Here is a 22,202-nt window from a genome sequence, read left to right as displayed (position 1 = left end):
CCGTAGCTGACAGGGCTCGCCTTTGCAATAATTGTCGATTATTTCCACATCTGGTCATGAATGGGGCGTCCTCCGGTATGAAGAATCTGACACTACGCGAGCGCATCATCGCCAGCTTCCTGGTGATCCTGGCCATCATGGGCTTGATGGTGGTGGTCGATTACCAGCGGCTGCTGCAGGTCGAGGCCGAGGCCAGGTCGATCAACACCGACGCCGTGCCCGGCATCTACTACAGCACCTCGATCCGCGCCTCCTGGTTCGCCGGGTTCGTGGCGGTGCAGGACGCTTTCAATACCGACACGGAGCAGGAGCGCCGCGCCGCGCTGGCGGCCCTGCCGCGCAGCGACCAGCAGTTGCAGGAGAACATCGACCAGTACCGCCGCACGGTGCTGCGCGGCGAAGACCAGCGCATGTTCGAGGAATTCGAGAAGACGCTGCAGGCCTACATGCGCATCCGGGCGGAGATCCTGGACCCGGCGGTGTCGACCGATCCCGTCCGCGCGCAGGCCAAGATCAAGGCCGACCTGCGTCCGGCGTTCTACCTGGGGCGCGACGTGCTGGCCAACATGGTGGCGGCCAACAAGCAGCAGGCCGATGAATCCGCCATCGGCATCCAGCGGGCGGTGGACAAGGCCGAGGTCGGCATGCTGGCGTCGCTGGGGCTGGCGGTCATCGCCGCGGTGATCTGCGGCATCCTGTTGATGCGCGCCATCGTCAATCCCATGCGCAGCATCGTCAAGACGCTGGAAGCCACCGGCGGCGGCGACCTGACGCGCCGCCTGACGCTGTCGCGCAAGGACGAGTTCAACACGATCGAGAGCGGCTTCAATGGCATGGTCGACGAGCTGACCGGACTGGTCGGCAAGACCCAGCGCTCGGCGGTGCAGGTGGCCACCTCGGTGACCGAGATCGCGGCCACCTCCAAGCAGCAGCAGGCCACCGCGTCGGAAGTGGCGGCCACCACCACCGAGATCGGCGCGACCTCGCGCGAGATATCGGCGACGTCGCGCGAGCTGGTGCGCACCATGACCGAGGTGTCCAACGCCGCCGAGCAGACCGCGTCGCTGGCCGGCAGCGGCCAGGTCGGCCTGGCGCGAATGGAAGACACCATGCGCAACGTGGTCGGCGCGGCCGGCTCGGTCAACGCCAAGCTGGCCATCCTGAACGAGAAGGCCGGCAATATCACGCAAGTGGTCACCACGATCACGAAAGTGGCTGACCAGACCAACCTGCTGTCGCTGAATGCCGCCATCGAAGCCGAAAAGGCCGGCGAATATGGCCGCGGCTTCGTGGTGGTGGCGACCGAGATCCGGCGCCTGGCGGACCAGACCGCCGTGGCCACCTACGACATCGAGCAGATGGTGCGCGAGATCCAGTCGTCGGTGTCGGCCGGCGTGATGGGCATGGACAAGTTCTCGGAGGAGGTACGGCGCGGCATGGCCGATATGCAGCAGGTGGGCGACCAACTGTCGCAGATCATCCAGCAGGTGCAGACGCTGGCGCCGCGGGTGCTGATGGTCAACGAGGGCATGCAGGCGCAGGCCACGGGCGCCGAACAGATCAATCAGGCGCTGCAGCAGTTGAGCGACGCCGCGCAGCAGACGGTGGAATCGCTACGCCAGTCGAGCCTGGCGATCGAGGAACTGACGCTGGTGGCCAACGACCTGCGCAGCGGCGTGTCGCGCTTCAAGGTCTGACGCGCCATGTCCGAGCAGGCCCCGATCCCTTTCGCGGCCGCTGGCGCCACCGCCGGGCGCCGGCTGTACCTGCTGTTCCGCATCGCCGCGGACCGCTATGCGCTGGACGCCGCCGACGTGATCGAGGTGTTGGGCATGCGCACGTTCAAGCAGGTGCCGGGCACGCCGTCCTGGGTGGCCGGTATGTTCGACTGCCGCGGCGTGGCCGTGCCGGCCATCGACCTGAGCGCGCTGGCCGGCGCCGGCGCGGCGACGCTGGTGACCAGCACGCGGCTGGCGCTGGTGCGCTACCGGCCCGCGGGCGCGGCCGATGAACGCCCGCTGGGGCTGATCCTGGAGCAGGCCACCGAGACCGCGCATTATGATCCGGCGGCGTTCCAGCCTTCCGGCCTGGAGACGCCGCAGGCGCGCTACCTGGGGCCGGTGCTGAGCGACGGCCGTGGCATGGTGCAGGCGGTGAGGGTGGCCGACCTGTTGCCCGACGCGGTGCGCACGCTGCTGTTCCCGTCAGGATCGACGTCATACGAAGGAGCCCGGGCATGACAGGGGTGGATGCCTTCAGCGCGGTGCTCAAGCGCAAGATGGGGCTGGACAGCGGCTCCATCGGCAGCGCCGCGATCGAGCGGGCGGTGCGCCACCGCATGCAGGCGGTGGGCAGCGACGACGAGCAGGAATACCTGGCGCGCCTGCAGACCTCGCCGGCCGAGATGCAACAGTTGATCGAGGCGGTGATCGTGCCGGAGACCTGGTTCTTCCGCTATCCGGAATCGCAGGCGGCAATGGCGACGCTGGCGCGCGAGCGCCTGTTCGCCCCGGGGGCCGAGGCGCGTGCGCTGCGCGTGCTGAGCGTGCCCTGTTCCAGCGGCGAAGAGCCGTATTCCATCGCCATGGCGCTGCTCGACGCGGGGGTGCCGCCCGCCCGCTTCCAGATCGACGCGGTGGACATCAGCGAACGCATGGTCGAGTTTGCCCGGCGCGGCTGTTATGGCCGCAATTCGTTCCGGGGCGACAACCTGTCATATCGCGACCGCTACTTCACCGAGACCGCCGACGGCCACCAACTGGCCGACGCGGTGATGGCGCGGGTGCGTTTTCTGTCGGGCAACCTGTTCGACGCGCATCTGCTGCCGAACGTGCCGCCCTACGATTTCGTGTTCTGCCGCAATCTGCTGATCTACTTCGACGCCGCCACGCAGGAGCGGGCGGTGGCGCTGCTCAAGGGCTTCGCGCGCCGCGACGGCGTGCTGTTCGTGGGGCCGGCCGAGACCAGCCTGATGACCGGGCGGCGCCTGCCGGCGGTGCCGCTGGCGCGCGCCTTCGCCTTCCACGCCGAACCGGCGGAACCGGCGGCGGCCTGGACGCCGCCCGCGCCTCGGTCGCTGGCGGGGCAGATGCCTGCCGCTGCATCGGGCCACGCATCCGCCCGCCTGCCGACGCAAATACCGGCTCCAACGCCGCCTCGGATGTCGACCTCATCGCCGGGCGCCCAGGCGCCGGCAGCAGGCGCGCGCGCCGCCGCGCCGTCGCCGTCCGCGTCACGCCCGTCGCCTGCCGGCTTGCCGGCCGGCGCGGATATCAAGACCGCCTTGCGCGCCATCGCGGTGTTGGCCGACCAGGGGCGGGTGCAGGAAGCCATGGCCCGGTGCCGAGCCCACCTTGCCGAGCATGACGCCAGCGCCGAAGCGCTGTACCTGCTGGGCCTGCTGCAGGACGCGGGCGGCGACACGCGCCAGGCCCAGGCGGCCTATCGCAAGGCGCTGTACCTGGACCCGACCCATCGCGAGGCGCTGCTGCACCTGGCCGCGCTGGTCGAATCCGAGGGCGACGCGGAAGGCGCCCGCCGACTGCAGGCGCGCGCCGCGCGCCAGGAGGCCCGCCGTGAGTGATTTCCTGGCCAGCCTGGCGCAAGTGGACGACTGCTGGAACCGTATCGGCAGCCGCGGCGACAAGCGCTGCGAGCGCCTGCCCGAGTACGTCCATTGCCGCAATTGTCCGGTGTATGCCGGCGCGGCCAAGCGCATCCTCGACCGCCTGCCGCCGCAGATCGACACGCCCGAGGACGGCGCGGCGCCCAAGGTCCAGGCGCGATTGTCGTCGCTGCTGGTGTTCCGCCTGCAGGGCGAATGGCTGGGCCTGCCGACCAGGACGCTGGATGAGGTGGCCGGCACCCGCGCCATCCTGTCGCTGCCGCACCGGCGCGACCCCGCGGTGCTGGGCGTGACGAACGTGCGCGGCACGCTCACGGTCTGCGTCTCGCTGGTTCGTCTGCTGGGCCTGGACGGCGCGGCGGTCGACAACGGCCGCGAGCGGCCCGCCGCGGCGCGCATGCTGATCTTCGGCGGCGCGGGCCGCGCGGTGGTGCTGCCGGTCGATGAAGTGGAAGGCATCCACAGCGTGGACCTGGAGGCGCTGGAAACGCTGCCGGCCACGCTCGAGGGGGCCAGCCTGAAGTACTCGCGCGGGGTCGTTCGTTGCGGCGCCCGCAGTGTCGGGGTGCTGGACGAGACCCTGTTGATGCAAGCATTGGAACGGAGCCTGGCGTGAACCCGGACCAGATGCGCGATGCCTCCCTGCTGGAGCTGTTCCAGTTGGAAACCCGCAACCAGGTGCAAGTGCTGAACAACGGCCTGTTGGCGTTGGAACACGATCCGACCTCGGCCGCGCAGCTCGAGGCCTGCATGCGCGCGGCCCATTCGCTCAAGGGCGCGGCCCGCATCGTCGATCTGCATCCGGCGGTGCGCATCGCGCACGCCATGGAAGACTGCCTGGTGGCGGCGCAGGAAGGGCGCCTGCGGCTGCAGGCCGCCGACATCGACGCGCTGCTGCAAGGCACGGACCTGCTGCAACGGGTCGCCACGCCCGGCGCCGAGCTGGGCGACGCCATCGACGAGCTGGTGGCGCGGCTGTCCAATGCCCCCAATGCACCGCCGGCCGCGCCGGTGGTCGAGCGCGCGCCCAAGCCTTCGGATTTCCTGCCGCCGATCCACCAGCCCGACGATCCGCCGCCGGCGCCGCCGCCCGGACGCCGCAGTTCCGACCAGGCGCTGGGCGAGGGCGAGCGGGTGCTGCGCGTCACGGCCGACACGCTCAACAGACTGCTCGGCCTGTCCAGCGAGACGCTGGTCGAATCGCACTGGATCGCGCCGTTCAGCGCTTCGATGCTGCGGCTGCGGCGCCTGCAATCGGGCGCCAGCCAGGCCCTGGACAGCCTGCGCGCGGCGCTGGCCGGCGTGCAGGTGGACGCCCGTGGCCAGGCCGCGCTGGACGACGCGCAGCGCATCGTCCAGGCCTGCCAGCAGGAGCTGATCCAGCGCGCCGGCGAGGTCGACGAGTTCGGTTGGCGCATGGGCCATCTGGCGCAGCGCCTGTACGACACCGCGCTGGCCTGCCGCATGCGGCCGTTCGGCGACGGCCTGGGCGGCATGGCGCGCATGGTGCGCGACCTGGGCCGCTCGCTGGGCAAGCAGGTGCGCCTGGAGATCGAGGGCGATTCGACCCAGGTGGACCGCGACATCCTCGACAAGCTGGACGCGCCGCTGATGCACCTGTTGCGCAACGCGGTGGATCACGGCATCGAGATGCCGATGGACCGGCTCGACGCCGGCAAGCCCGCCGAAGGCCGCATCCGGCTGTCGGCGCGCCATGCCGCCGGCATGCTGCTGATCGAATTGAGCGACGACGGCGCGGGCATCTCGCTGGACCGTCTGCGGGTCGAGGTGGTGCAGCGGAAGCTGACCAACGCCGAGACCGCCGCCCGCCTGAGCGAGGCCGAGCTGCTGGAATTCCTGTTCCTGTCCGGCTTCAGCACGCGCGGCGAGGTCACCGAGATCTCGGGCCGTGGGGTCGGGCTGGACGTGGTGCAGACCATGGTGCGGCAACTGCGCGGCGCGGTGCGCATTCACCAGCAGACCGGGCAGGGCACGCGCTTCGTGCTGGAGATGCCGCTGTCGCTGTCGGTGGTGCGCAGCCTGCTGGTCGAGGTGCAGGGCGATATCTACGCGTTTCCGCTGGCCTACGTCAGCCACGCCTTGCAGGTGCGGGCCCAGGACATCGAGCAACTCGAAGGACACCAGCATTTCCGCTTCATGGACCGCCAGATCGGCCTCGTGTCGGCGCGCCAGATCCTGCATTCCGGCGAGCCGGCGCCGGCCGCCGAGACGCTGCCGGTGGTGGTGGTGGGCGACCATGACCGGCTCTACGGGATCGCCGTGGACCGCTACGTGGGCGAGCGCACGCTGGTGGTGCAGCCGCTCGATCCGCGCCTGGGCAAGGTGCAGGACGTGATGGCCGGCTCGCTGATGGACGACGGCACGCCGCTGTTGATCCTGGACGTCGAGGACATGCTGCTGTCGGTGCAGAAGCTGGTCGAGGGCGGCCGCCTTGCCAGGGTGGACGGCGGCGGTCCGGTGGCGCAGGCGCGCCGCCGCAAGCGCGTGCTGGTGGTGGACGATTCGCTGACGGTGCGCGAGCTGGAACGCAAGCTGCTGCTGAACCGGGGGTTCGAGGTGGCGGTGGCGGTGGACGGCATGGACGGCTGGAACATGCTGCGCAACGAGGCCTTCGACCTGGTCGTGACCGACGTCGACATGCCGCGGATGGACGGCATCGAGCTGGTGTCGCGCATCAAGGCAGATCCCAAGTTGCAAAGCCTGCCGGTGATGGTAGTGTCTTACAAGGATCGCGAGGAAGACAGGCGGCGCGGGCTGGATGCGGGCGCCGACTATTATCTGGCCAAGGGTAGTTTCCACGACGACGCCTTGCTGGACGCCGTGGAAGACCTGATCGGAAAGGCGCGGACGTGAGAATCGGAATCGTCAACGATCTTCAGATGGCGGTGGAAACCCTCAGGCGCGTCATCGCGCTGGAACCGGGGCTGGAAGTGGCGTGGGTCGCTTCCAATGGCCAGGAGGCCGTCGAACAGTGCGCCCTGGACCGGCCCGACGTGGTGCTGATGGACCTCATCATGCCGGTCATGGACGGGGTCGAGGCCACCCGCCGCATCATGGCTGAATCGCCCTGCGCCATCGTGGTGGTCACAGTTGACGTGGCGCGCCATACCGCGCGGGTGTTCGACGCCATGGGCTATGGCGCGCTGGACGCCGCCGACACGCCGGTGGTGGGCGGGGCCGACCTGCGCAGCGCGGCCGCGCCGCTGCTGCGCAAGATCCGCAATATCGGCTGGCTGATCGGCCGCTATGGCGCCAATCGCACCGCGCTCAGCCCGGTGCCCCGGGCCGCCGCGCACGCCGACCCGTCGCAGGGCCTGCTGGTGATCGGCGCGTCGGCCGGCGGTCCCTCGACGCTGGCGCAACTGCTGCGCGACATCCCGGTCGGCTTTCCCGCCGGCATCGTGCTGGTGCAGCACGTGGACGCCTCGTTCGCGGCCGGCATGGCGGACTGGCTCAACGACCAGATTGCCCTGCCTGTGCGGCTGGTGCGCGAAGGCGAACGGCCGGCGCCGGGGCAGGTGCTGCTGGCCGGCACCGACGACCATCTGCACCTGCTGGCCGATGGTACGCTGCGTTACACCGAGAATCCTAAAGAAAGCCTGTACCGACCCTCTATTGATGTATTTTTCCATAGCGTCGCGCAGCACTGGCGCGGTCTGGCCGTGGGCGTGCTGCTGACGGGCATGGGGCAGGACGGGGCGCGCGGCCTGAAGGCGCTGCGCGAGCGCGGCTGCCTGACCATCGCCCAGGATCAGGCCACCAGCGCGGTCTATGGCATGCCCAAGGCGGCCGCCGCCATGCAGGCCGCCGTTGAAATCCGTCCGTTGGACACGATCGCACCCCGCTTGATCCAGGCGTTTGCCTGAGCCGGCGGACAAAGTAGAAATCAAGGAAGACGCTATGCACCCTCCCATTGACAGCCCGGCCTCGGCCGACCTGAACTCGCACGCGGCCATGGTGCTGTTGGTGGACGATCAGGTCATGGTTGGCGAGGCCATCCGCCGGGCCCTGGCGATGGAGGGCAACATCGACTTCCACTATTGCTCGGATCCGTACAAGGCGCTGACCGTCGCGGTGCAGACGCGGCCCACCGTGATCCTGCAGGATCTGGTGTTGCCGGGCGTGGACGGCCTGAGCCTGGTGCAGGAATACCGCAACCATCCGGTCACGCGCGACATTCCCATCATCGTGCTGTCGACCAAGGAAGATCCGGCCATCAAGAGCGCGGCGTTCGCCGCCGGCGCCAACGACTACCTGGTGAAGCTGCCCGATTCGATCGAACTGGTCGCGCGCATCCGCTACCACTCGCGCTCGTACCTGGCGCTGGTGCAGCGCGACGAAGCCTACCAGGCGCTGCGCCAGAGCCAGCAGCAGTTGCTGGAAAGCAATATGGAGCTGCGCCGCCTGACCAATTCCGACGGCCTGACCGGGCTGGGCAACCGCCGCTATTTCGACGAATACCTCAACGCCGAATGGCTGCGCGCGCGCCGCGATGGCCGTGAAATCAGCATGCTGATGATCGACGTGGACCATTTCAAGTCCTACAACGACACCTATGGCCACATCGCCGGCGACGAGGCGCTCAAGCGCGTGGCCAACACCATCTTCGCCAGTTGCGACCGCTCCACCGACCTGGCCGCGCGGTTTGGCGGCGAGGAGTTCGCGCTGGTGCTGCCGGGCACGCCGGCGGGCAGCGCGCGCCTGGCCGCCGAGAAGCTGCGCCGCGCCGTCGAGGCCATGCAGATTCCGCAGAAGGACACCAACGGCGGCCCCTGGTTGACCGTCAGCATCGGCACCGCCACCGCCGTGCCGGCCGCCGACCAGCCGTGCACCGACCTGATCCAGGTGGCCGATCGCGGCCTCTATCAGGCCAAGAACCAGGGCCGCAACCGCGTGGTGCAGGGACCGATGCCGTCCGCCGCGGATACGCCCGACGCTTCCTGACACGCCTTGCGATTGGGGTTTCTCGACCGCGGGTCCGCATCACAGGTGCAGCTTGGTCGACGACTTCACTTCGTGCATCGACAGCGTGCTGAGCAGTTCCTTCACGCCGGGCAGCGTGCGCAGCCGGTTGCGCACGAATTCGGAATAGGCGTCGAAGTCGCGCGCCACGATGTGCAGCAGGTAGTCGTGCTGGCCGGTGGTGTTGTGGCAGGCCAGCACTTCGGGCATGGCGGCCACCGCCGCCTCGAACGCGTGGCAGGTTTTCTCGGTGTGGTTGTCCAGCGAGATGCTGACGAACGCCACCACGCCCATGCCGAGCGCGCGGCGGTCGAGGATGGCCTGGTAGCCGCGGATGACGCCCGAACTTTCCAGGCGCTTGAGGCGCTTCCAGCAGGGCGAGGCCGACAGCGACACGCGCTCGGCCAGTTCGGCGTTGGAGAGGCGGCCATCTTCTTGAAGGATTTTCATGATTTTCCAATCGATCGCGTCAAGTTGATGTAACAAGGCAGTCTCTTTCATGGTTTCAATGCTGTGGGAAACGATATTTCCCATTATCCGATTCCTGAAGCAGAAATGGAAAGAATATTGTGGCCGGACGCGCCCATACTCCCTGCATGCCCTGGCCGGCGGCGCTATCGTGTCCGAATCCGTGATATCGCCGTCAGGTAGGCCGCACTTCCCCCATCGAGAGGCACGCCATGAGTTATTCCAGCTATCACAAGAAAGACATCTCCGGCCGTCCGCTGCACGCCGAAACGCAGATGATGTCGTACGGCTTCGATCCGTTCCTGTCCGAGGGCGCGGTCAAGCCGCCGGTGTTCCTCACCTCGACCTTCGCCTTCCGTTCGGCCGAGGACGGCGCCGAGTTCTTCGACCTGGTGTCGGGCCGCAAGCCGCTGCCGCAGGGCGAGTCGGCCGGGCTGGTTTACAGCCGCTTCAATCATCCCAACCTGGAAATCGTCGAAGACCGCTTGTCGCTGCTTGACGGCTCGGAGGATGCCGCGGTGACCTCCAGCGGCATGTCGGCGATCAGCGCGGTGTTCCTGGCGTTCCTGCGCCCGGGCGACCAACTGGTGCAGTCGGTGCCGCTGTATGGCGGCACCGAGACGTTGATCGCGAAGATCTTCCCGGAATGGGGCATCGGCTCGCATCCGATCCACGACGGCCTGTCGGCGCAGAGCATGCGCGAGGCGCTGGAAGCGGCCGCGGCCAAGGGGCCGGTCAAGCTGTTCTACGTGGAAACGCCGGCCAATCCGACCAACGCGCTGATCGACTTCCAGGCCATGAAGGCCGAGCTCGACGCGTTCGCCGCGCGCCACGGCTACCGCCCGATATCGGTGTGCGACAACACGCTGCTGGGCCCGATCTTCCAGAAGCCGGCCGAGCATGGCGTGGACCTGTGCGTGTATTCGCTGACCAAGTACGTGGGCGGCCACAGCGACCTGGTGGCTGGCGCGGTCACTGGCGCCAAGGACCTGATCAAGAAGGTGCGGGCCATTCGCAGCGCCTTCGGCTCGCAGCTCGATCCGCATTCGTGCTGGATGATCACGCGCTCGATGGAGACCGTGGTGCTGCGCATGAAGCAGGCCGCGCGCAGCGCCACCCGCGTGGCGCAGTGGCTGGCCGGCAATCCGCACGAGAAGGTGCGCATCTATCACCCCGAGCTCATCGCCGACGAGGCCTACCAGGCGGTCTACAAGCGCCAGTGCACCGGCCCGGGCTCGACCTTCGCTTTCGTGCTCGACGGCGGCCGCGCCAAGGCGTTCCGCTTCATCAATGCGCTGCGTCTGTTCAAGTCGGCGGTGAGCCTGGGCGGCACCGAGTCGCTGGTGTGCCATCCGGCCTCGACCACCCACTCGGGCGTGCCGGCGGCCGAGCGCGACGCGGCGGGGGTGTCCGAAGGGCTGATCCGCATTTCCATTGGCCTGGAGCACGAGGAAGACCTGATCGCCGACATGGACCAGGCCATGCGCAGCGTGGCCTGAGGCGCGGCGGCGGGCGGCGTCAGGCCGTTTCGGGCGGCCAGTCGACGCGCGCCGGCGCCAGCGCGTCGCGCAGCGCCGCCAGGTCGGCGGGCGTGTCCAGGTCGGTGATGTAGGCGCGGTTGGCGCTGTCGAAGACGGCATGGCGCCCGCTGCGTGGGTCCAGCCATTGGCGCAAGCCGACGCCGGCCGGCAGCGCGTCGGCGGCGCGCGCCGCGGCGGCCGACAGCAGCAGCGGATGGCCGGGCGCGCCGTCGATGCGCGGACGCAGGCTGTCGGTGCCCGGCGCGCAGGCGCGCCATTGCGCCAGCAGGTCGGCGATGGCGCTCGCGTCGAGCAGGGCCAGGTCGGCCAGCACCAGCAGCAGGTCATGGTCGGGATGGGCGCGGGCGTGTTCGCGCAGCGCCAGGCGCTGCGAGTCGGCGAGCGTGGCGTCCGGCCGCGCCTGAGCCAGCGGCGTGATCGCGGCGCGTTGCGCCAGCGGCGCCAGGACGTCCGCGTAGGGGCCGATGACGACGCGCACCGGCGCGACGCCCGCCTCGCGCAGGCTGCGGGCCAGCCGTTCCAGCAGGCTCACCCCGTCGATGCGCAGCGCCGGCTTGGCGCGGCCGCCCAGCCGCGATCCCCGCCCGGCGGCGAGGATGATGGCGGCGATCGGGGCGGGCATGACGCGATCAGGTGGAGCAGGCGCCGGCCAGGTCGACGGGGGCCATCCGGACGCCGTCGCGCGTCTTGCCGGCGGCCACGCTGTCGAGCGCGCCGTGCGCCACGCCGTTCTTGGCGGCGACGATCTCGGCCATGATGGAGAGCGCGATCTCGGCGGGCGTCTTGCTGCCGATGTAAACGCCGGCGGGGCCGCGCAATCGCGCCAGGTCGGGGGCGCTCAAGTCGAAATGCTCGCGCAGCCGCGCCCGGCGCGCGTCGCTGTTGCGGCGCGAGCCGATCGCGCCGACGTAGAACGCTTGCGACTGCAAGGCGTCGATCAACGCCAGGTCGTCGAGCTTGGGATCGTGGCTCAGCGCGATGACGGCGGTGCGGCGGTCGGGCCGCAGGCGCAGGATCAGGTCGTCGGGCATCTCGCGGCTGTGAACCGCGCCCGGCATCGTCCAGGCTGGCGACTGGGTATCGCGCGGATCGCACACGATGACCTCGAAGCCCAGCGTCAGCGCGATCTGGCACAGGTAGGCGCTGGTGTCACCGGCGCCGATCACGATCAGCCGCACCGACGGGCCGAAATGCGAGGTGAAGGTGGCGGCCGTCAGGCGCGGCAGGCCGTCGGCGGGGCCGGGGCGCAGGCTGACGGCGCCGGTGGCCAGGTCCAGTTCGCGCTCGATGCAGTCGCGGCGCAGGCAGTGATCGCGCAGCGCCGGCAACTGGCTGGCGGGGCCGATGGCCTCCATCACCAATTCCAGGGTGCCGCCACAGGGCAGGCCGAACTGGCGCGTCTGGTCGGCGTGCACGCCGTAGCGCAGCACCTCGGGCCGCGCCGCCGGGGCCGCGCCGGCGCGCACGCGCGCCACCAGATCGTCCTCGATGCAGCCGCCGGACACCGAGCCGGCGACCTCGCCGCGGGCGTTCAGGGCCATCAGCGCGCCCGGCGGCCGCGGCGCCGAGCCCCACGTGCGCGCCACGGTGACGAGCCACGCGGGCACGCCGTCACACTGCCATTGCGCGGCCTGCTGCAGGACCAAGGTGTCGATATCAATCATGCGGACCTCGGGGAGCGGTCTGGATGGGCGAGGACGGCGCGCACCACGTCGGGCGTGAAGGGCGCCTGATGGAAGCGCTTGCCGGTGGCGTCGAACAGGGCGTTGGCGATGGCCGCCGGCCCGGGGACCGAGGCGGATTCGCCAGCGCCCATGGGCGGCTGGTCCTGGCGCGGCATGAGCAGCACGTCGATGGGCGGCAGGTCCTTGAAACCGATGATGGGATAGCCGCCCCATTCGCGGCTGGCCACGCCGGCCGCGTCGAACTGCACGCGCTCGAGCAGGCAGCGGCTCAGGGTCTGGTTGATGTTGCCATGGATCTGGTGGCGCACGCCATCGGGGTTGACGATCATGCCGGTGTCCTGGCCGACGACCACGCGCGAGAGGGTGATGCGGCCGCTGACGGGGTCCACGCTCAGATCGATGATCCAGGCGGCCCAGGCGGCGCCGAAGCCGGGGAACTTGCTGTGCACGTAGCGCGCGTAGGCCACGCCACGGCCATGCAGGCGGCCGTCGGCATCGGGCGTGCCGCGGCTGCCGGGCGTTCGTTCACGCCAGCCGGCGCGCGCCGCGGTCGCCTCCAGCAGCGCGATGGCGCGCGTGTCGTCCAGGTGCCTGAGCCGGAACGCGACCGGGTCGGCCCCGGCCGCCTCGGCCAGCTCGTCGATCATGCAGTCGTGCGCGAACGAGCTGGGCAGCGCCGAGACGCCGCGCAGCCACGAGGCGCGCACCAGCGGCGCGGTGTCGTGGCAGACGATGCGCCGGCTGGCATAGCGGTAGGGCGGGACCGCGGTGCGGTCGCCCATTTCCAGCACGCGCGGCTCGCCCGGCACGGCGCCGGTCAGCAGCAGCGCCAGCAACGGCGCGTCGTTGGACGGATAGCGCACCTCGAAATCATAGGCCAGCAGTTGGCCCTCGTCGTCCAGCGCGGCGGCCACGTCCATGAGTTGGCCCGTGCCCTTGGGTTCCCACTGGTGTTCCTGGTCGCGCATCAGTTGCACCCGCACCGGCGCGCCGACGGCGGCCGACAGCAGCGCGGCGTCGGCGCAGACGTCGTCGGCGCAGTTGCGGCCATAGCAGCCGGCGGCCTCCATGCGGATGATCTCGATGCGGTCCTCGCCCAGCTTGAGCAGGCGGTTCAGGTCAGCGCGCAGCATGTGCGGATTCTGCGTGCCGGCCCACACGGTGAGGCGGCCGTCGCGATGGTCGGCCACCGCGCATGAGGGCCCGATGGACGCGTGCATCTGGTAGGGCCAGACGTAGGTGCGGCGCAGGTGCACGGGGGCGGCGGCACAGGCGGCCTCGACGTCGCCTTCCTCCAGCAGCAGCCGGCGGCGCGCGGGGTTGGCGCGGATGGCGCTGGCCAGGTCATCCAGCACGGGCGCGGGCGGCACCGGCTTCCAGCGCACCTTGAGCGCGCGCATGGCGGCTTCGGCCTGTTCCTCGCGGTCGGCCACCACGCCGATGAAATCGCCTTGCACCACCACCTGGATGCGGCCCGGCAGGTGCGCGACGGAATCGCTGTCGACGCTGATCAGGCAGCGGCCGATGAAGTCGCCGGCGTCGCGGCCGGGGTGCGGCGGGCGCACCACGCGGCCGTGGCGCATGCCGGGCACGCGCACGTCGTGCACGAAGCTCAGTTCGCCGGTGGCCTTGGCCGGAATGTCGACGCGCGCGACCGCGCTGCCGACCACGGTGTAGTCGCGGGCCGGCTTGAGCCGCACCTGGGAATCATCGGTGGCCAGCTCGAGCCGGGTGTGCTGGCCCTGCACCAGTTGACCGTAGTGCAGGGCGCGTTCGTCGCCCGCATCGGCGGGACGCACGACGCCGTCGCGCAGGCGCAGCGTGTCCGCCGCCACGCCCCATTGCCGCGCGGCCCGCGCCAGCAGGCGCTCGCGCGCCTGGGCGGCGGCGCGGCGCAACGGCGCGGCCGAGATCTGGATGCTGGCGCTGGCGATGGTGGGCCCCTGGTTGGGGGTGGCGTTGGTGTGGCCCAGCACCATTTCCAGCCGCGCCATCGGCACGTGCAGTTCCTCGGCCACGATCTGCGCCAGCGCGGTGCGGATGCCGGTGCCCAGGTCGACGTGACCGTTGAAGGCCAGCGCGCGCCAGCCGTCCGGCGCGGCATCATCGGCCAGCACCGCCACGAAGACCTCGGGCGTGTCCTGCACGTAATCCGAAACGACACCCGGCTGCCCGGGCGCCGGACGAGGCGGCGCGGTCGGCGCGCGCACGACCAGCAGCGCGCTGGGGTGGGTCAGCAGCGCGTCGTGCAGCGCGCGGGGATGGGGCAGGTTCATGGGCGAAGGCGATGCGGGCCGATCGAGGATTATGCCGCCAGCGCGCCGATGTCGGCCAGCGCCTGATCCAGCGGCATGACGGCGGCGTACTTCTGCGCCATGTCGAACAGGTTGGCCTCGTGCGGCGCGAGCGCGCGGTCGCCGCAGCAGTCGGACACCACCAGCGGCCGGAAACCGGCCTGCATGGCGTCGACCACGCTGGCGCGCACGCAGCCGCTGGTGACGCAGCCGGCCACCACCAGCGTCTGCACGCCGCGCTGCGCCAGCCACGGCGCCAGCATGGTGCCGTAGAACGCCGACGGCGTGCTTTTGCGCACCACGTACTCGCCGGGCGCGGGCGCCAGTTGCGGCACGATGGCGCTGTTGTGGCTGTCTTCCTTCAGGGTCAGCATGCCCGGCACCTTCAGGCAGAAGATGTTGCTGTCGGCGTCGTCGTCCGAGAACACGATGCGGCTGTGGGCCACGGGCCACCCTTGTTCGCGCGCATGCGCCAGCAACGTCCGGGTGCGCTCGATGGCCTGCGGGATGTTGCCGCCGCCGAACACGCCGGGGTCGGCAAAGCCGTTGACGAAATCGATGATGAGCAGGCCGAACGGCGCCTTCAGCGGCAGCGGCGTGCCGAAGCCCTGGCGGGCATAGGCCGAGATATCCCCGGCGGGAACGGTGGTGGTCATGCCAGCTCCTTGCGGCGGGCGGCGCGCGCCAGCCCGGGTTCGTCCTGCACCACGCCGTCGATGACGACGGCGCGATCATCCAGCGTCACGGTGCAATGGCGCATCGGGATGTCGATGTGGCAGGCGGTGGTGCGTTGGCCGCCGGCCTCGTTGTTGGGCCCCATGGACCAGAGGAAGTTGCCCTCGAAGGCGCGGGCGTCCATGCCGATGTGGGTCTCCTTGCCGTAGTGGCCCAGCATCGACCAGTGCGCGCGCGGCTGCAGGCCCCAGCCGATGTGCGAGACGGCGTACGCTTCCGGGTCTTCATACGAAGCCATGTAGTCGCGCAGCACCTCGGCTTGCAGGCCGCCCTGGATGCGGGTGACGTAGCCGCGTTCCATGGTGAGGGTGATCGGGTCGGTGACGTAGTCCTTCATCGGCAGCAGGATGTCGCCGCGGTCCAGCACCACCTGGCCGTTGCTGTGGCCCTCGTCGGGCCAGGTCAGCACGAAGCCGCTGGGCCAGTGGTCCCAGCGCCCCGGTTCGTCGACGAAGCCGTATTCGGATATCGCCGGAAAGCTGCCCAGGCGGCATTGCAGGTCGGTGCCGGCCCGGGAGGTGATGCGCATCTGGCTTGCCTCGGCGATTTGCGCGGCGGCCGCGCGCACGCGGGCGCGGTCGGCCTCGGTCGGCACCAGGCGGCACAGGATCTCGGGCGGCTCGACCGCCAGCAGGATCTTGGTGCCGCCCTGCAGGATCTCGTGCTGCTCGGGCGAGAACAGCAGCGTCATCAGGTCCAGCACCAGGTCGCTGGCCTTGAGCGCGGCGATGGCGGCGGGGTTGCCGGTCAGCGGCGTGGTGCCCAGGTAGGCCAGCGAGTCGCGGCTGAGGGATTTCTCGCCGTTGACCGGCGGCAGATCCAGGCGGTTGACGCGCGCGCCCATGTCGCCGGCGGCGGCGATGGCGCAGCGCAGCGTCTGCGGATGGGTGTCGGCGCCGGTGAGCACGGTCACGGTCTGGCCGGCTTCGAGGCGGGAAAGCGTGAGCACCTGTTTCCAGGCGCGGATCAGGTCGATGTCGCTGACGGGCATGGCGGACTCCTGTCCGGTAAGGGGGAAAAGGGGATTCAGCCGCGCGGCTCGAGAAAGTCGCCCAGCGCCTCGTGGAAGCCGGCCTCGTTATCCCACGGGATCATGTGGCCGGCGGCGGGCACGCGCCGGTGCAGGGTGTCGGGCGCCAGGCCCTGCCATTCGGCCACGTCCTCGTCGCCGACCACGCCGCCGTTCTCGGCGGTCATCAGCAACTGCGGCACGCGCACCCGCGGCAAGTCGGCATGGATGTCGTCGCGGCCGAAGTCCTCGAAGCTGCGCACGATGGCGGGCTCGTGGCAGGTGTGCAGCCATTGCGCGCGCAGGCGCCGCTGTTCCTCGGTCCAGGTGGGGCAGAAGGCGCGCATGGCCTCGGCATCCATGCCGTGCGTGGCCTGGCGGATCGAGTCGACGTACCAGGCCAGCTTGGCGGGGTAGGGGCGGCGGCCCGGGCCGGAGACGGGCGGGTCGACGATGACCAGCCGCGTCAGGCCGGCCGGCTGGCTGCGTGCCGCGCGCACCGCGATGCGTCCGCCCATGGAATGGCCCATCAGGGCGTAGCGCTGCAGGCCGAGCGCCTGCGCCAGGGCAAGCACGTCGGCGGCCTGCGCGTCCAGGCTGTAGTCCAGGCCGGGGTCGGCGCTGGACAGGCCGCGGCCGCGCACGTCCAGCACATAGGTGTCGTAGCGCTGGCCCAGGCGCTCGGCCACGAAGCCCCAGGTGACCGCCGGGCTGGTGATGCCAGGGATCAGGATGAGCGCGTCGCGTTCGGCGCGCGCGCCGTCCGCGCCGCCGTAGCGCAGGTAGTGCTGGCGGATGCCGTTGGCGTGGACGTTGGCGCCGTACAGGAAGGTGCTGGATGGTTGGCTCATGCCGTGCTCCGGGTGGGTCGATGCCAGGACGGGATCCGGCGGTCATTGCTTGCGCCGCGCAGGGCGCGGATCGAGCGTGATGACGTGAAGCGCGGATCCATCTTAGGGTTTTCGATAAATTAAAAAAACAGTGTAGACGCTCTATTCTTGCAAACAGCGAGGTGAATCGCAAAGCCGATGTTCATAGTGGTTTTTACCTATATGTGCATAAAAATGCACTGTTTTGGACGCAGGCGAACAGTTTCGGATCCACGATGGTGCGGTTTTCCATCTGGAAAAAATAGAGTGTATGCATAGAAAAGTAGGAGAGCCTCTTGTCTAAATCCCCCCGCATCGCCGTGATCGGCGCCGGCCTCGGTGGCGCCGCCACCGCCTCGCTCCTGCTGCAGGAAGGCTTCGACGTGCGCGTGTACGAACAGGCGCCGAGTTTTTCGCGGCTGGGCGCCGGTATCCACGTCGGTCCCAACGTCATGAAGATCCTGCGCCGCATCGGCATCGAGGACGCGCTCAACGCCCAAGGGTCGCACCCCGACTACTGGTACAGCCGCCACGGCCTGACCGGCGACGTGCTGGCGCAGATTCCGCTGGGCGACTACGCCGTCAAGACCTACGGCGCGTCGTACCTGACGGTGCACCGCGGCGACTTCCACGCCCTGCTGATCGAGGCGCTGCCCGAGCGCGTGATGGCGTATTCCAAGCACCTGGTCGGCGTTACCGACCGGGGCAACGACGTCGAGATGCGCTTTGCCGACGGCAGCGTCGAGCATGCCGACATCGTGATCGGCGCCGACGGCGTCAATTCCCACATCCGCGAGGCCCTGCTGGGGCCCGAGCCTCCCAAGTACGCCGGCTACCTGGCCCACCGCGCGGTGTTCCCCACGCCCGAGGTCAAGGCCGGCATGCTGCCGTTCGACGCCTGCGTGAAGTGGTGGACCGATGACCGCCACATGATGACGTACTTCGTCACCAGCAAGGCCGACGAGCTCTACTACGTGACCGGCGTGCCGGTCGAGCAATGGGACCTGAACGACCGCTGGCTGCCCAGCAGCAAGGACGAAATGCGCGAAGCCTTCCAGGGCTGGCATCCCACGGTGCAGGCGCTGATCGACGCCACCGTCGAGGTCACCAAGTGGTCGCTGCTGGAGCGCGACCCGCTGCCGCTGTGGAGCCGCGGCCGCCTGGTGCTGCTGGGCGACGCCTGCCACCCCATGAAACCGCACATGGCGCAGGGCGCGGCCATGGCCATCGAGGACGGCGCGATGCTGGTGCGTTGCTTCAAGGAAGTCGGGGCGCATAATCACGAACTGGCTTTCGCGCTGTACGAAGCCAACCGCGCCGAGCGCGCCAGCAAGGTGCAGCGCATTTCGCACGACAACACCTGGCTGCGGACCAATGAGGACCCGAGCTGGTGTTTCGGCTACGACGTGTTCAGCGAGCCGCTGGTCGAACCGAAGGCCAAGGCGGCGGCCTGACGCGCCCGCCGTCCTTCATCCACCAGACCTTCGCCACGCACACCATGGGACATCCCGCCAACACCCCGCCCGCCGCCGAGCCGATCGGCCTGAAGGTCAACGGCAGCGTCGTGCGCGTGGCGGCGCCGCCGGCGACCTCGCTGCTGCTGGTGTTGCGCAACGATCTGGCCCTGAACGGGCCCAAGTACGGCTGCGGCCTGGGCGAGTGCGGCGCCTGCACGGTGCTGATCGACGGCGTGGCGGCGCGGTCCTGTGTGATTCCGGTGAGGGCGGCGCAAGGGCGCGAGATCACCACGCTTGAAGGCCTGGGTTCGCGCGAGCGGCCCGGGCCGACGCAGCGCGCCTTCATCGAATGCCAGGCGGCGCAGTGCGGCTATTGCCTGAACGGCATGATCATGACGGTCGAGGCGCTGCTGCGCCGCGACCCGGCGCCGTCCGAGCAGGCGCTGCGCAGCGAGCTGCATCACAACCTGTGCCGCTGCGGGACGCATGTCGAGATCATGCAGGCGGCGTTGCGCGCGGTGCAATTGCGGGCCGAGGCGGCGCCGCGCGGGTGCGAAGGGGCTGGCGCATGAGCGCGTTGCTGCCCGAGGCCTCGGCGGGCGCCATCGCGCCGCCGTCCGATCTGCTGCATGGACTGGCTCTGTGCCCGCCCGCGGCCCGCTGGGACGGCACGCGCTATCGCGGCAGCGCGCTCGAGAGCGTGAGCCTGGAGCAAGCGCGGGCCCAGGCGGGCGTGGTGGCCGTAGTGCGGCGGGAGCACTTTGTCGGCGTGGTGGCGGTGACGCCGGCGCATGCGCGGCAGGCGCTGGCCTGCATGGCGCCCGTGTGGCGCGGCGATGGCCCGCCTGCGCGCGAGGCAACCGTGATCCGTTCGGAAGTGGATCCGGACGACCAGCGTGAGTATCTATGGCGATCTACTGAAACGGCGTCCGGCGCGCGTGTCGCGGCCTGGTACCTGGACGGCCGACTGACGCTGTGGCTGCCGCCGCCGGCGCCCGCCTCGCAGGCCTGGCTGCGGCGCGAGCTGGCGGCGCTGATGGATTGTCCCGGGCACGCGGTGCGCCTGGCCGACTGGCCGCAGGGCGCGGCCGAGGCCGGCCTGCCGCCGCACGCGCTCGATCTGCTGGACGCCGCCGCGGACGCCGCGCTGCTGTCCGAGGCGGTGGGGCGGCCTGTATGCGTGGCCTGCCGGCCGGCGGCCGCGACCACGCTGGCGTTGCGCGAGGCGGACCTGGCGGCGGGGCCGGCGCTGCGTTCGCGCCACCCCTGGGCCGTGCGCCCCAGCCTGGCGCGCCTGCTGGCGCGGCCCGGTCACGCCCAGGCCTGCGGCCAGGCCACGGTGCAGGGCGACAGCCCGGTGCTGGCGCCTGCGGCATCGCGGGATCTGCCGCACGCCAGCATCGACGAATTGAACGCGGCCCAGGTGTTCGCCGGCGAAAGCCTGTGGCACGAGCGGGCGCTGGCGGCGGGCGAGGATCCGGTGGGCTGGCGGCTGCGGCACATGGCCGATGATCGCGGCCGCGAACTGGCGCGCCAGGTGGTGGAACAGGCGCAGGCGGCCACGGCGCAGGAGGCCACGTCGGCCGCCGACGGCCTGCTGCGCGGCACCGGCCTGGCCACGGCGCAGGTCCGCTGCGAGGCCGAGGATGGTTCGGCGCAGATGGTCTGGAGCGCCTGGGTGGCCGACGTGGCGATCCAGCCCGCCACCGGGCGCATCGAGGTGACGCGCGTCGTCGCCGGCCACGACAGCCAGGACCTGCGCGCGGCGCAAGGCGCGACCACGCGGCTGGCCATCACGCGCCAGCAACCCGAGCGGCTGGCCGATGCCCGCCGCCTCATTGCCGGCCCGGCGGCGTTCGACGATTGGCGCGGCGCCGAACCGATGCCCTCGACCGCGGGCCTGGATGCGGTCGCCATCGCGGCGCCGGACGTGCCCGGCCCGTTGCGCGAAGGACGGCTGGACGTGGATGGCGTGCTGACGCTGCCCGCCGCCGCCGCCATCGCCAACGCCATCCAGGACGCCACCGGCGTGCGCCTGCGGCAGGCGCCGTTCGACGCCGGCCAACTACGGCTGGCGCTGGCGGACCGGCGCGCGGCCGGCGGGAAGGGCGCATTGCGCCGGGGCTGGGGCTGGCTGGCGGCCGGCGCGGCCGGACTGGCGGCCATGGCCACCGCGTTGTGGCCGCTGAAGCCGGCGCTGCCGCTGACCGCGGGACCCGACGCCTCCCTGTATTCGGCGCAGGCAATCGAGCGCGGCCGGCTGGTGGCGGCGGCCGGCGACTGCGTGGCCTGCCACACCGCACCGGGCGGCGCGCACAACGCCGGCGGCCTGGCGCTGGAGACGCCGTTCGGCGTGATCTATTCCACCAACATCACTCCCGATGCGCAGACCGGCATCGGCCGCTGGTCATACGCGGCCTTTGAACGCGCCATGCGCCACGGTATCCACCAGGACGGCCGCCAGTTGTATCCGGCGTTTCCGTACACGGCCTATGCCAAGCTCAGCGACGCCGACCTGCAGGCGCTGTACGGCTACCTGATGTCGCAGCCCGCGGTGGCCGCGACGCCGCCGCGCACCGAGCTGGGCTTTCCGTTCAACCTGCGGCCGCTGCTGGCCGGCTGGAACCTGCTGTTCCACGATCCCAAGCCATTCACGCCGGATCCCTCGCAGGACGCCGAATGGAATCGCGGCGCGTATCTGGTGGAAGGCGTGGGCCATTGCGCCGCCTGCCATTCGCCGCGCAACGCGCTGGGCGCGGAGAAGGGCGGCCTGGCCTACCTGGCCGGCGGCCAGGCCGAGGGCTGGAACGCGCCGGCGCTGAACCGTCTGGCCACGGGCGAGCGGGCCTGGTCGGGCGAGGAACTGTTCCAGTACCTGCGCACCGGCTATTCGCCGCGCCATGGCGTGGCCGCGGGCCCCATGGCACCCGTGATCCATGGGCTGGCCGAACTGCCAGCCAGCGACCTGAAGGCCATCGTCACCTATCTGCTGGCGGTGCCGGGACGGACGTCGTCGGCGGCGCGCGCGACGGCCACGGCCACGGCAAGCGCCGCCACGTCGGCCAGCGTCGTCGCCGCCCCGGCGGTCACGACCGCAACCGCCGCCACCGCCATCAACGCGGTCCCCGCGCCCGCGGCCGTCAGCGAGGCCATCACGCTGCGCCGCGCCAGCGGCGAACGCATCTACCAGAACGCCTGCGCCGTCTGCCATGAAGCCGGCAGCGGGCCGACCCTGTTCGGGGTCAAGCCCCTGCTGGGCCAGAACACCAATCTGCACGCGGCATCGCCGGACAACCTGATCCAGGTGATCCTCCACGGCATCCAGGCCCCGGCCGACGATGCCCTGGGCTACATGCCGGCGTTCGGCAACAGCCTGGACGACAGGCAGATCGGCGATTTGATCGACTATTTGCGCGCGCGGTTCGCGCCGGAGGAAGAGGCTTGGCCAGTTGACACGACGACCATAGGCAGGCTGCGCCAGCACGCGCAGCAGCAGTAAGGGGAAGACGGGGCAGCGGATCGGCCCATGGCGGGTC

18 protein-coding genes are annotated in these 22,202 nt (G+C 70.4%); 11 read left to right on the top strand and 7 right to left on the bottom strand.

From position 1 onward, the window contains the following. The first annotated feature begins 77 nt into the window (after positions 1-77). Genes ACUDCK_RS15930 through ACUDCK_RS15900 form a run of 7 tightly spaced genes read left to right on the top strand, consistent with a single transcriptional unit; the run spans position 78 to position 8,590 of the window. A complete protein-coding gene (locus ACUDCK_RS15930) occupies positions 78-1,697 on the top strand; it encodes a methyl-accepting chemotaxis protein (protein ID WP_054502364.1) in 1,620 nt (539 codons plus the stop codon). Between the two features lie 6 nt (positions 1,698-1,703). After that, positions 1,704-2,240, top strand: coding sequence for a chemotaxis protein CheW (locus ACUDCK_RS15925; protein ID WP_054502365.1), 537 nt, complete (start codon positions 1,704-1,706; stop codon positions 2,238-2,240). Beyond that, positions 2,237-3,583: a CheR family methyltransferase gene (locus ACUDCK_RS15920; protein WP_175142724.1), complete on the top strand. Its 1,347-nt coding sequence runs from the start codon at positions 2,237-2,239 to the stop codon at positions 3,581-3,583. The genes ACUDCK_RS15925 and ACUDCK_RS15920 overlap by 4 nt, the downstream gene beginning before the upstream one ends. Beyond that, on the top strand, positions 3,576-4,241 hold the full coding sequence (locus ACUDCK_RS15915; protein ID WP_054502367.1) for a chemotaxis protein CheW: 666 nt from the start codon (positions 3,576-3,578) through the stop codon (positions 4,239-4,241). The genes ACUDCK_RS15920 and ACUDCK_RS15915 overlap by 8 nt, the downstream gene beginning before the upstream one ends. Next, a complete protein-coding gene (locus tag ACUDCK_RS15910) occupies positions 4,238-6,499 on the top strand; it encodes a hybrid sensor histidine kinase/response regulator (RefSeq protein WP_175166881.1) in 2,262 nt (753 codons plus the stop codon). The genes ACUDCK_RS15915 and ACUDCK_RS15910 overlap by 4 nt, the downstream gene beginning before the upstream one ends. Continuing rightward, complete coding sequence (locus tag ACUDCK_RS15905) at positions 6,496-7,512, top strand: chemotaxis response regulator protein-glutamate methylesterase (protein WP_054502369.1); 1,017 nt, start codon at positions 6,496-6,498, stop codon at positions 7,510-7,512. Before ACUDCK_RS15910 ends, ACUDCK_RS15905 begins: the two co-directional genes overlap by 4 nt. A 34-nt stretch (positions 7,513-7,546) precedes the next feature. Continuing rightward, the gene (locus ACUDCK_RS15900) at positions 7,547-8,590 is read left to right on the top strand and encodes a response regulator (protein ID WP_054502370.1); all 1,044 of its coding nucleotides are present in this window, start codon (positions 7,547-7,549) and stop codon (positions 8,588-8,590) included. Between the two features lie 39 nt (positions 8,591-8,629). On the opposite strand, the gene ACUDCK_RS15895 is transcribed toward ACUDCK_RS15900, so the two are convergent. Further along, the gene (locus ACUDCK_RS15895) at positions 8,630-9,058 is read right to left on the bottom strand and encodes an Lrp/AsnC family transcriptional regulator (RefSeq protein ID WP_054502371.1); all 429 of its coding nucleotides are present in this window, start codon (positions 9,056-9,058) and stop codon (positions 8,630-8,632) included. A gap of 230 nt (positions 9,059-9,288) precedes the next feature. Here ACUDCK_RS15895 and ACUDCK_RS15890 point away from each other — a divergent pair, with 230 nt between their 5' ends. Continuing rightward, positions 9,289-10,575: a cystathionine gamma-synthase family protein gene (locus tag ACUDCK_RS15890; RefSeq protein ID WP_175166882.1), complete on the top strand. Its 1,287-nt coding sequence runs from the start codon at positions 9,289-9,291 to the stop codon at positions 10,573-10,575. A gap of 19 nt (positions 10,576-10,594) precedes the next feature. On the opposite strand, the gene ACUDCK_RS15885 is transcribed toward ACUDCK_RS15890, so the two are convergent. From ACUDCK_RS15885 to ACUDCK_RS15860, 6 genes are read right to left on the bottom strand one after another with little or no spacing between them, the layout of a single operon-like run. After that, entirely contained in the window at positions 10,595-11,239 is a 645-nt protein-coding gene (locus ACUDCK_RS15885; protein WP_064528896.1) for an NTP transferase domain-containing protein, read from the bottom strand. A gap of 7 nt (positions 11,240-11,246) precedes the next feature. Continuing rightward, a complete protein-coding gene (locus tag ACUDCK_RS15880) occupies positions 11,247-12,281 on the bottom strand; it encodes an XdhC family protein (protein WP_175166883.1) in 1,035 nt (344 codons plus the stop codon). After that, complete coding sequence (locus tag ACUDCK_RS15875; protein ID WP_175166884.1) at positions 12,278-14,578, bottom strand: xanthine dehydrogenase family protein molybdopterin-binding subunit; 2,301 nt, start codon at positions 14,576-14,578, stop codon at positions 12,278-12,280. Before ACUDCK_RS15875 ends, ACUDCK_RS15880 begins: the two co-directional genes overlap by 4 nt. Positions 14,579-14,607: 29 nt before the next feature. After that, positions 14,608-15,252, bottom strand: a complete 645-nt coding sequence (locus tag ACUDCK_RS15870; protein WP_175166885.1) for an N-carbamoylsarcosine amidohydrolase — start codon at positions 15,250-15,252, stop codon at positions 14,608-14,610. After that, a complete protein-coding gene (locus tag ACUDCK_RS15865; RefSeq protein WP_175166886.1) occupies positions 15,249-16,322 on the bottom strand; it encodes a 2,5-dihydroxypyridine 5,6-dioxygenase in 1,074 nt (357 codons plus the stop codon). The genes ACUDCK_RS15870 and ACUDCK_RS15865 overlap by 4 nt, the downstream gene beginning before the upstream one ends. A 35-nt stretch (positions 16,323-16,357) precedes the next feature. Continuing rightward, positions 16,358-17,191 (bottom strand): alpha/beta fold hydrolase, encoded by an 834-nt coding sequence (locus ACUDCK_RS15860; RefSeq protein WP_144657725.1) that lies wholly within the window; start codon positions 17,189-17,191, stop codon positions 16,358-16,360. A gap of 314 nt (positions 17,192-17,505) precedes the next feature. Here ACUDCK_RS15860 and ACUDCK_RS15855 point away from each other — a divergent pair, with 314 nt between their 5' ends. Genes ACUDCK_RS15855 through ACUDCK_RS15845 form a run of 3 tightly spaced genes read left to right on the top strand, consistent with a single transcriptional unit; the run spans position 17,506 to position 22,165 of the window. After that, positions 17,506-18,663, top strand: coding sequence for an FAD-dependent monooxygenase (locus ACUDCK_RS15855; protein WP_064528902.1), 1,158 nt, complete (start codon positions 17,506-17,508; stop codon positions 18,661-18,663). A 44-nt stretch (positions 18,664-18,707) separates the two neighbouring features. Continuing rightward, positions 18,708-19,238: a (2Fe-2S)-binding protein gene (locus ACUDCK_RS15850; protein WP_175166887.1), complete on the top strand. Its 531-nt coding sequence runs from the start codon at positions 18,708-18,710 to the stop codon at positions 19,236-19,238. After that, a complete protein-coding gene (locus ACUDCK_RS15845) occupies positions 19,235-22,165 on the top strand; it encodes a cytochrome c (protein WP_175166888.1) in 2,931 nt (976 codons plus the stop codon). The genes ACUDCK_RS15850 and ACUDCK_RS15845 overlap by 4 nt, the downstream gene beginning before the upstream one ends. The last annotated feature ends 37 nt before the right edge of the window (positions 22,166-22,202 follow it).

The sequence above is a fragment of the Achromobacter sp. CF-sbj1-Ac2-l genome (assembly GCF_052698165.1).
The sequence above is the reverse complement of the archived record's forward strand: the minus strand, read 5'-3'. Positions and strand labels throughout refer to the sequence as shown.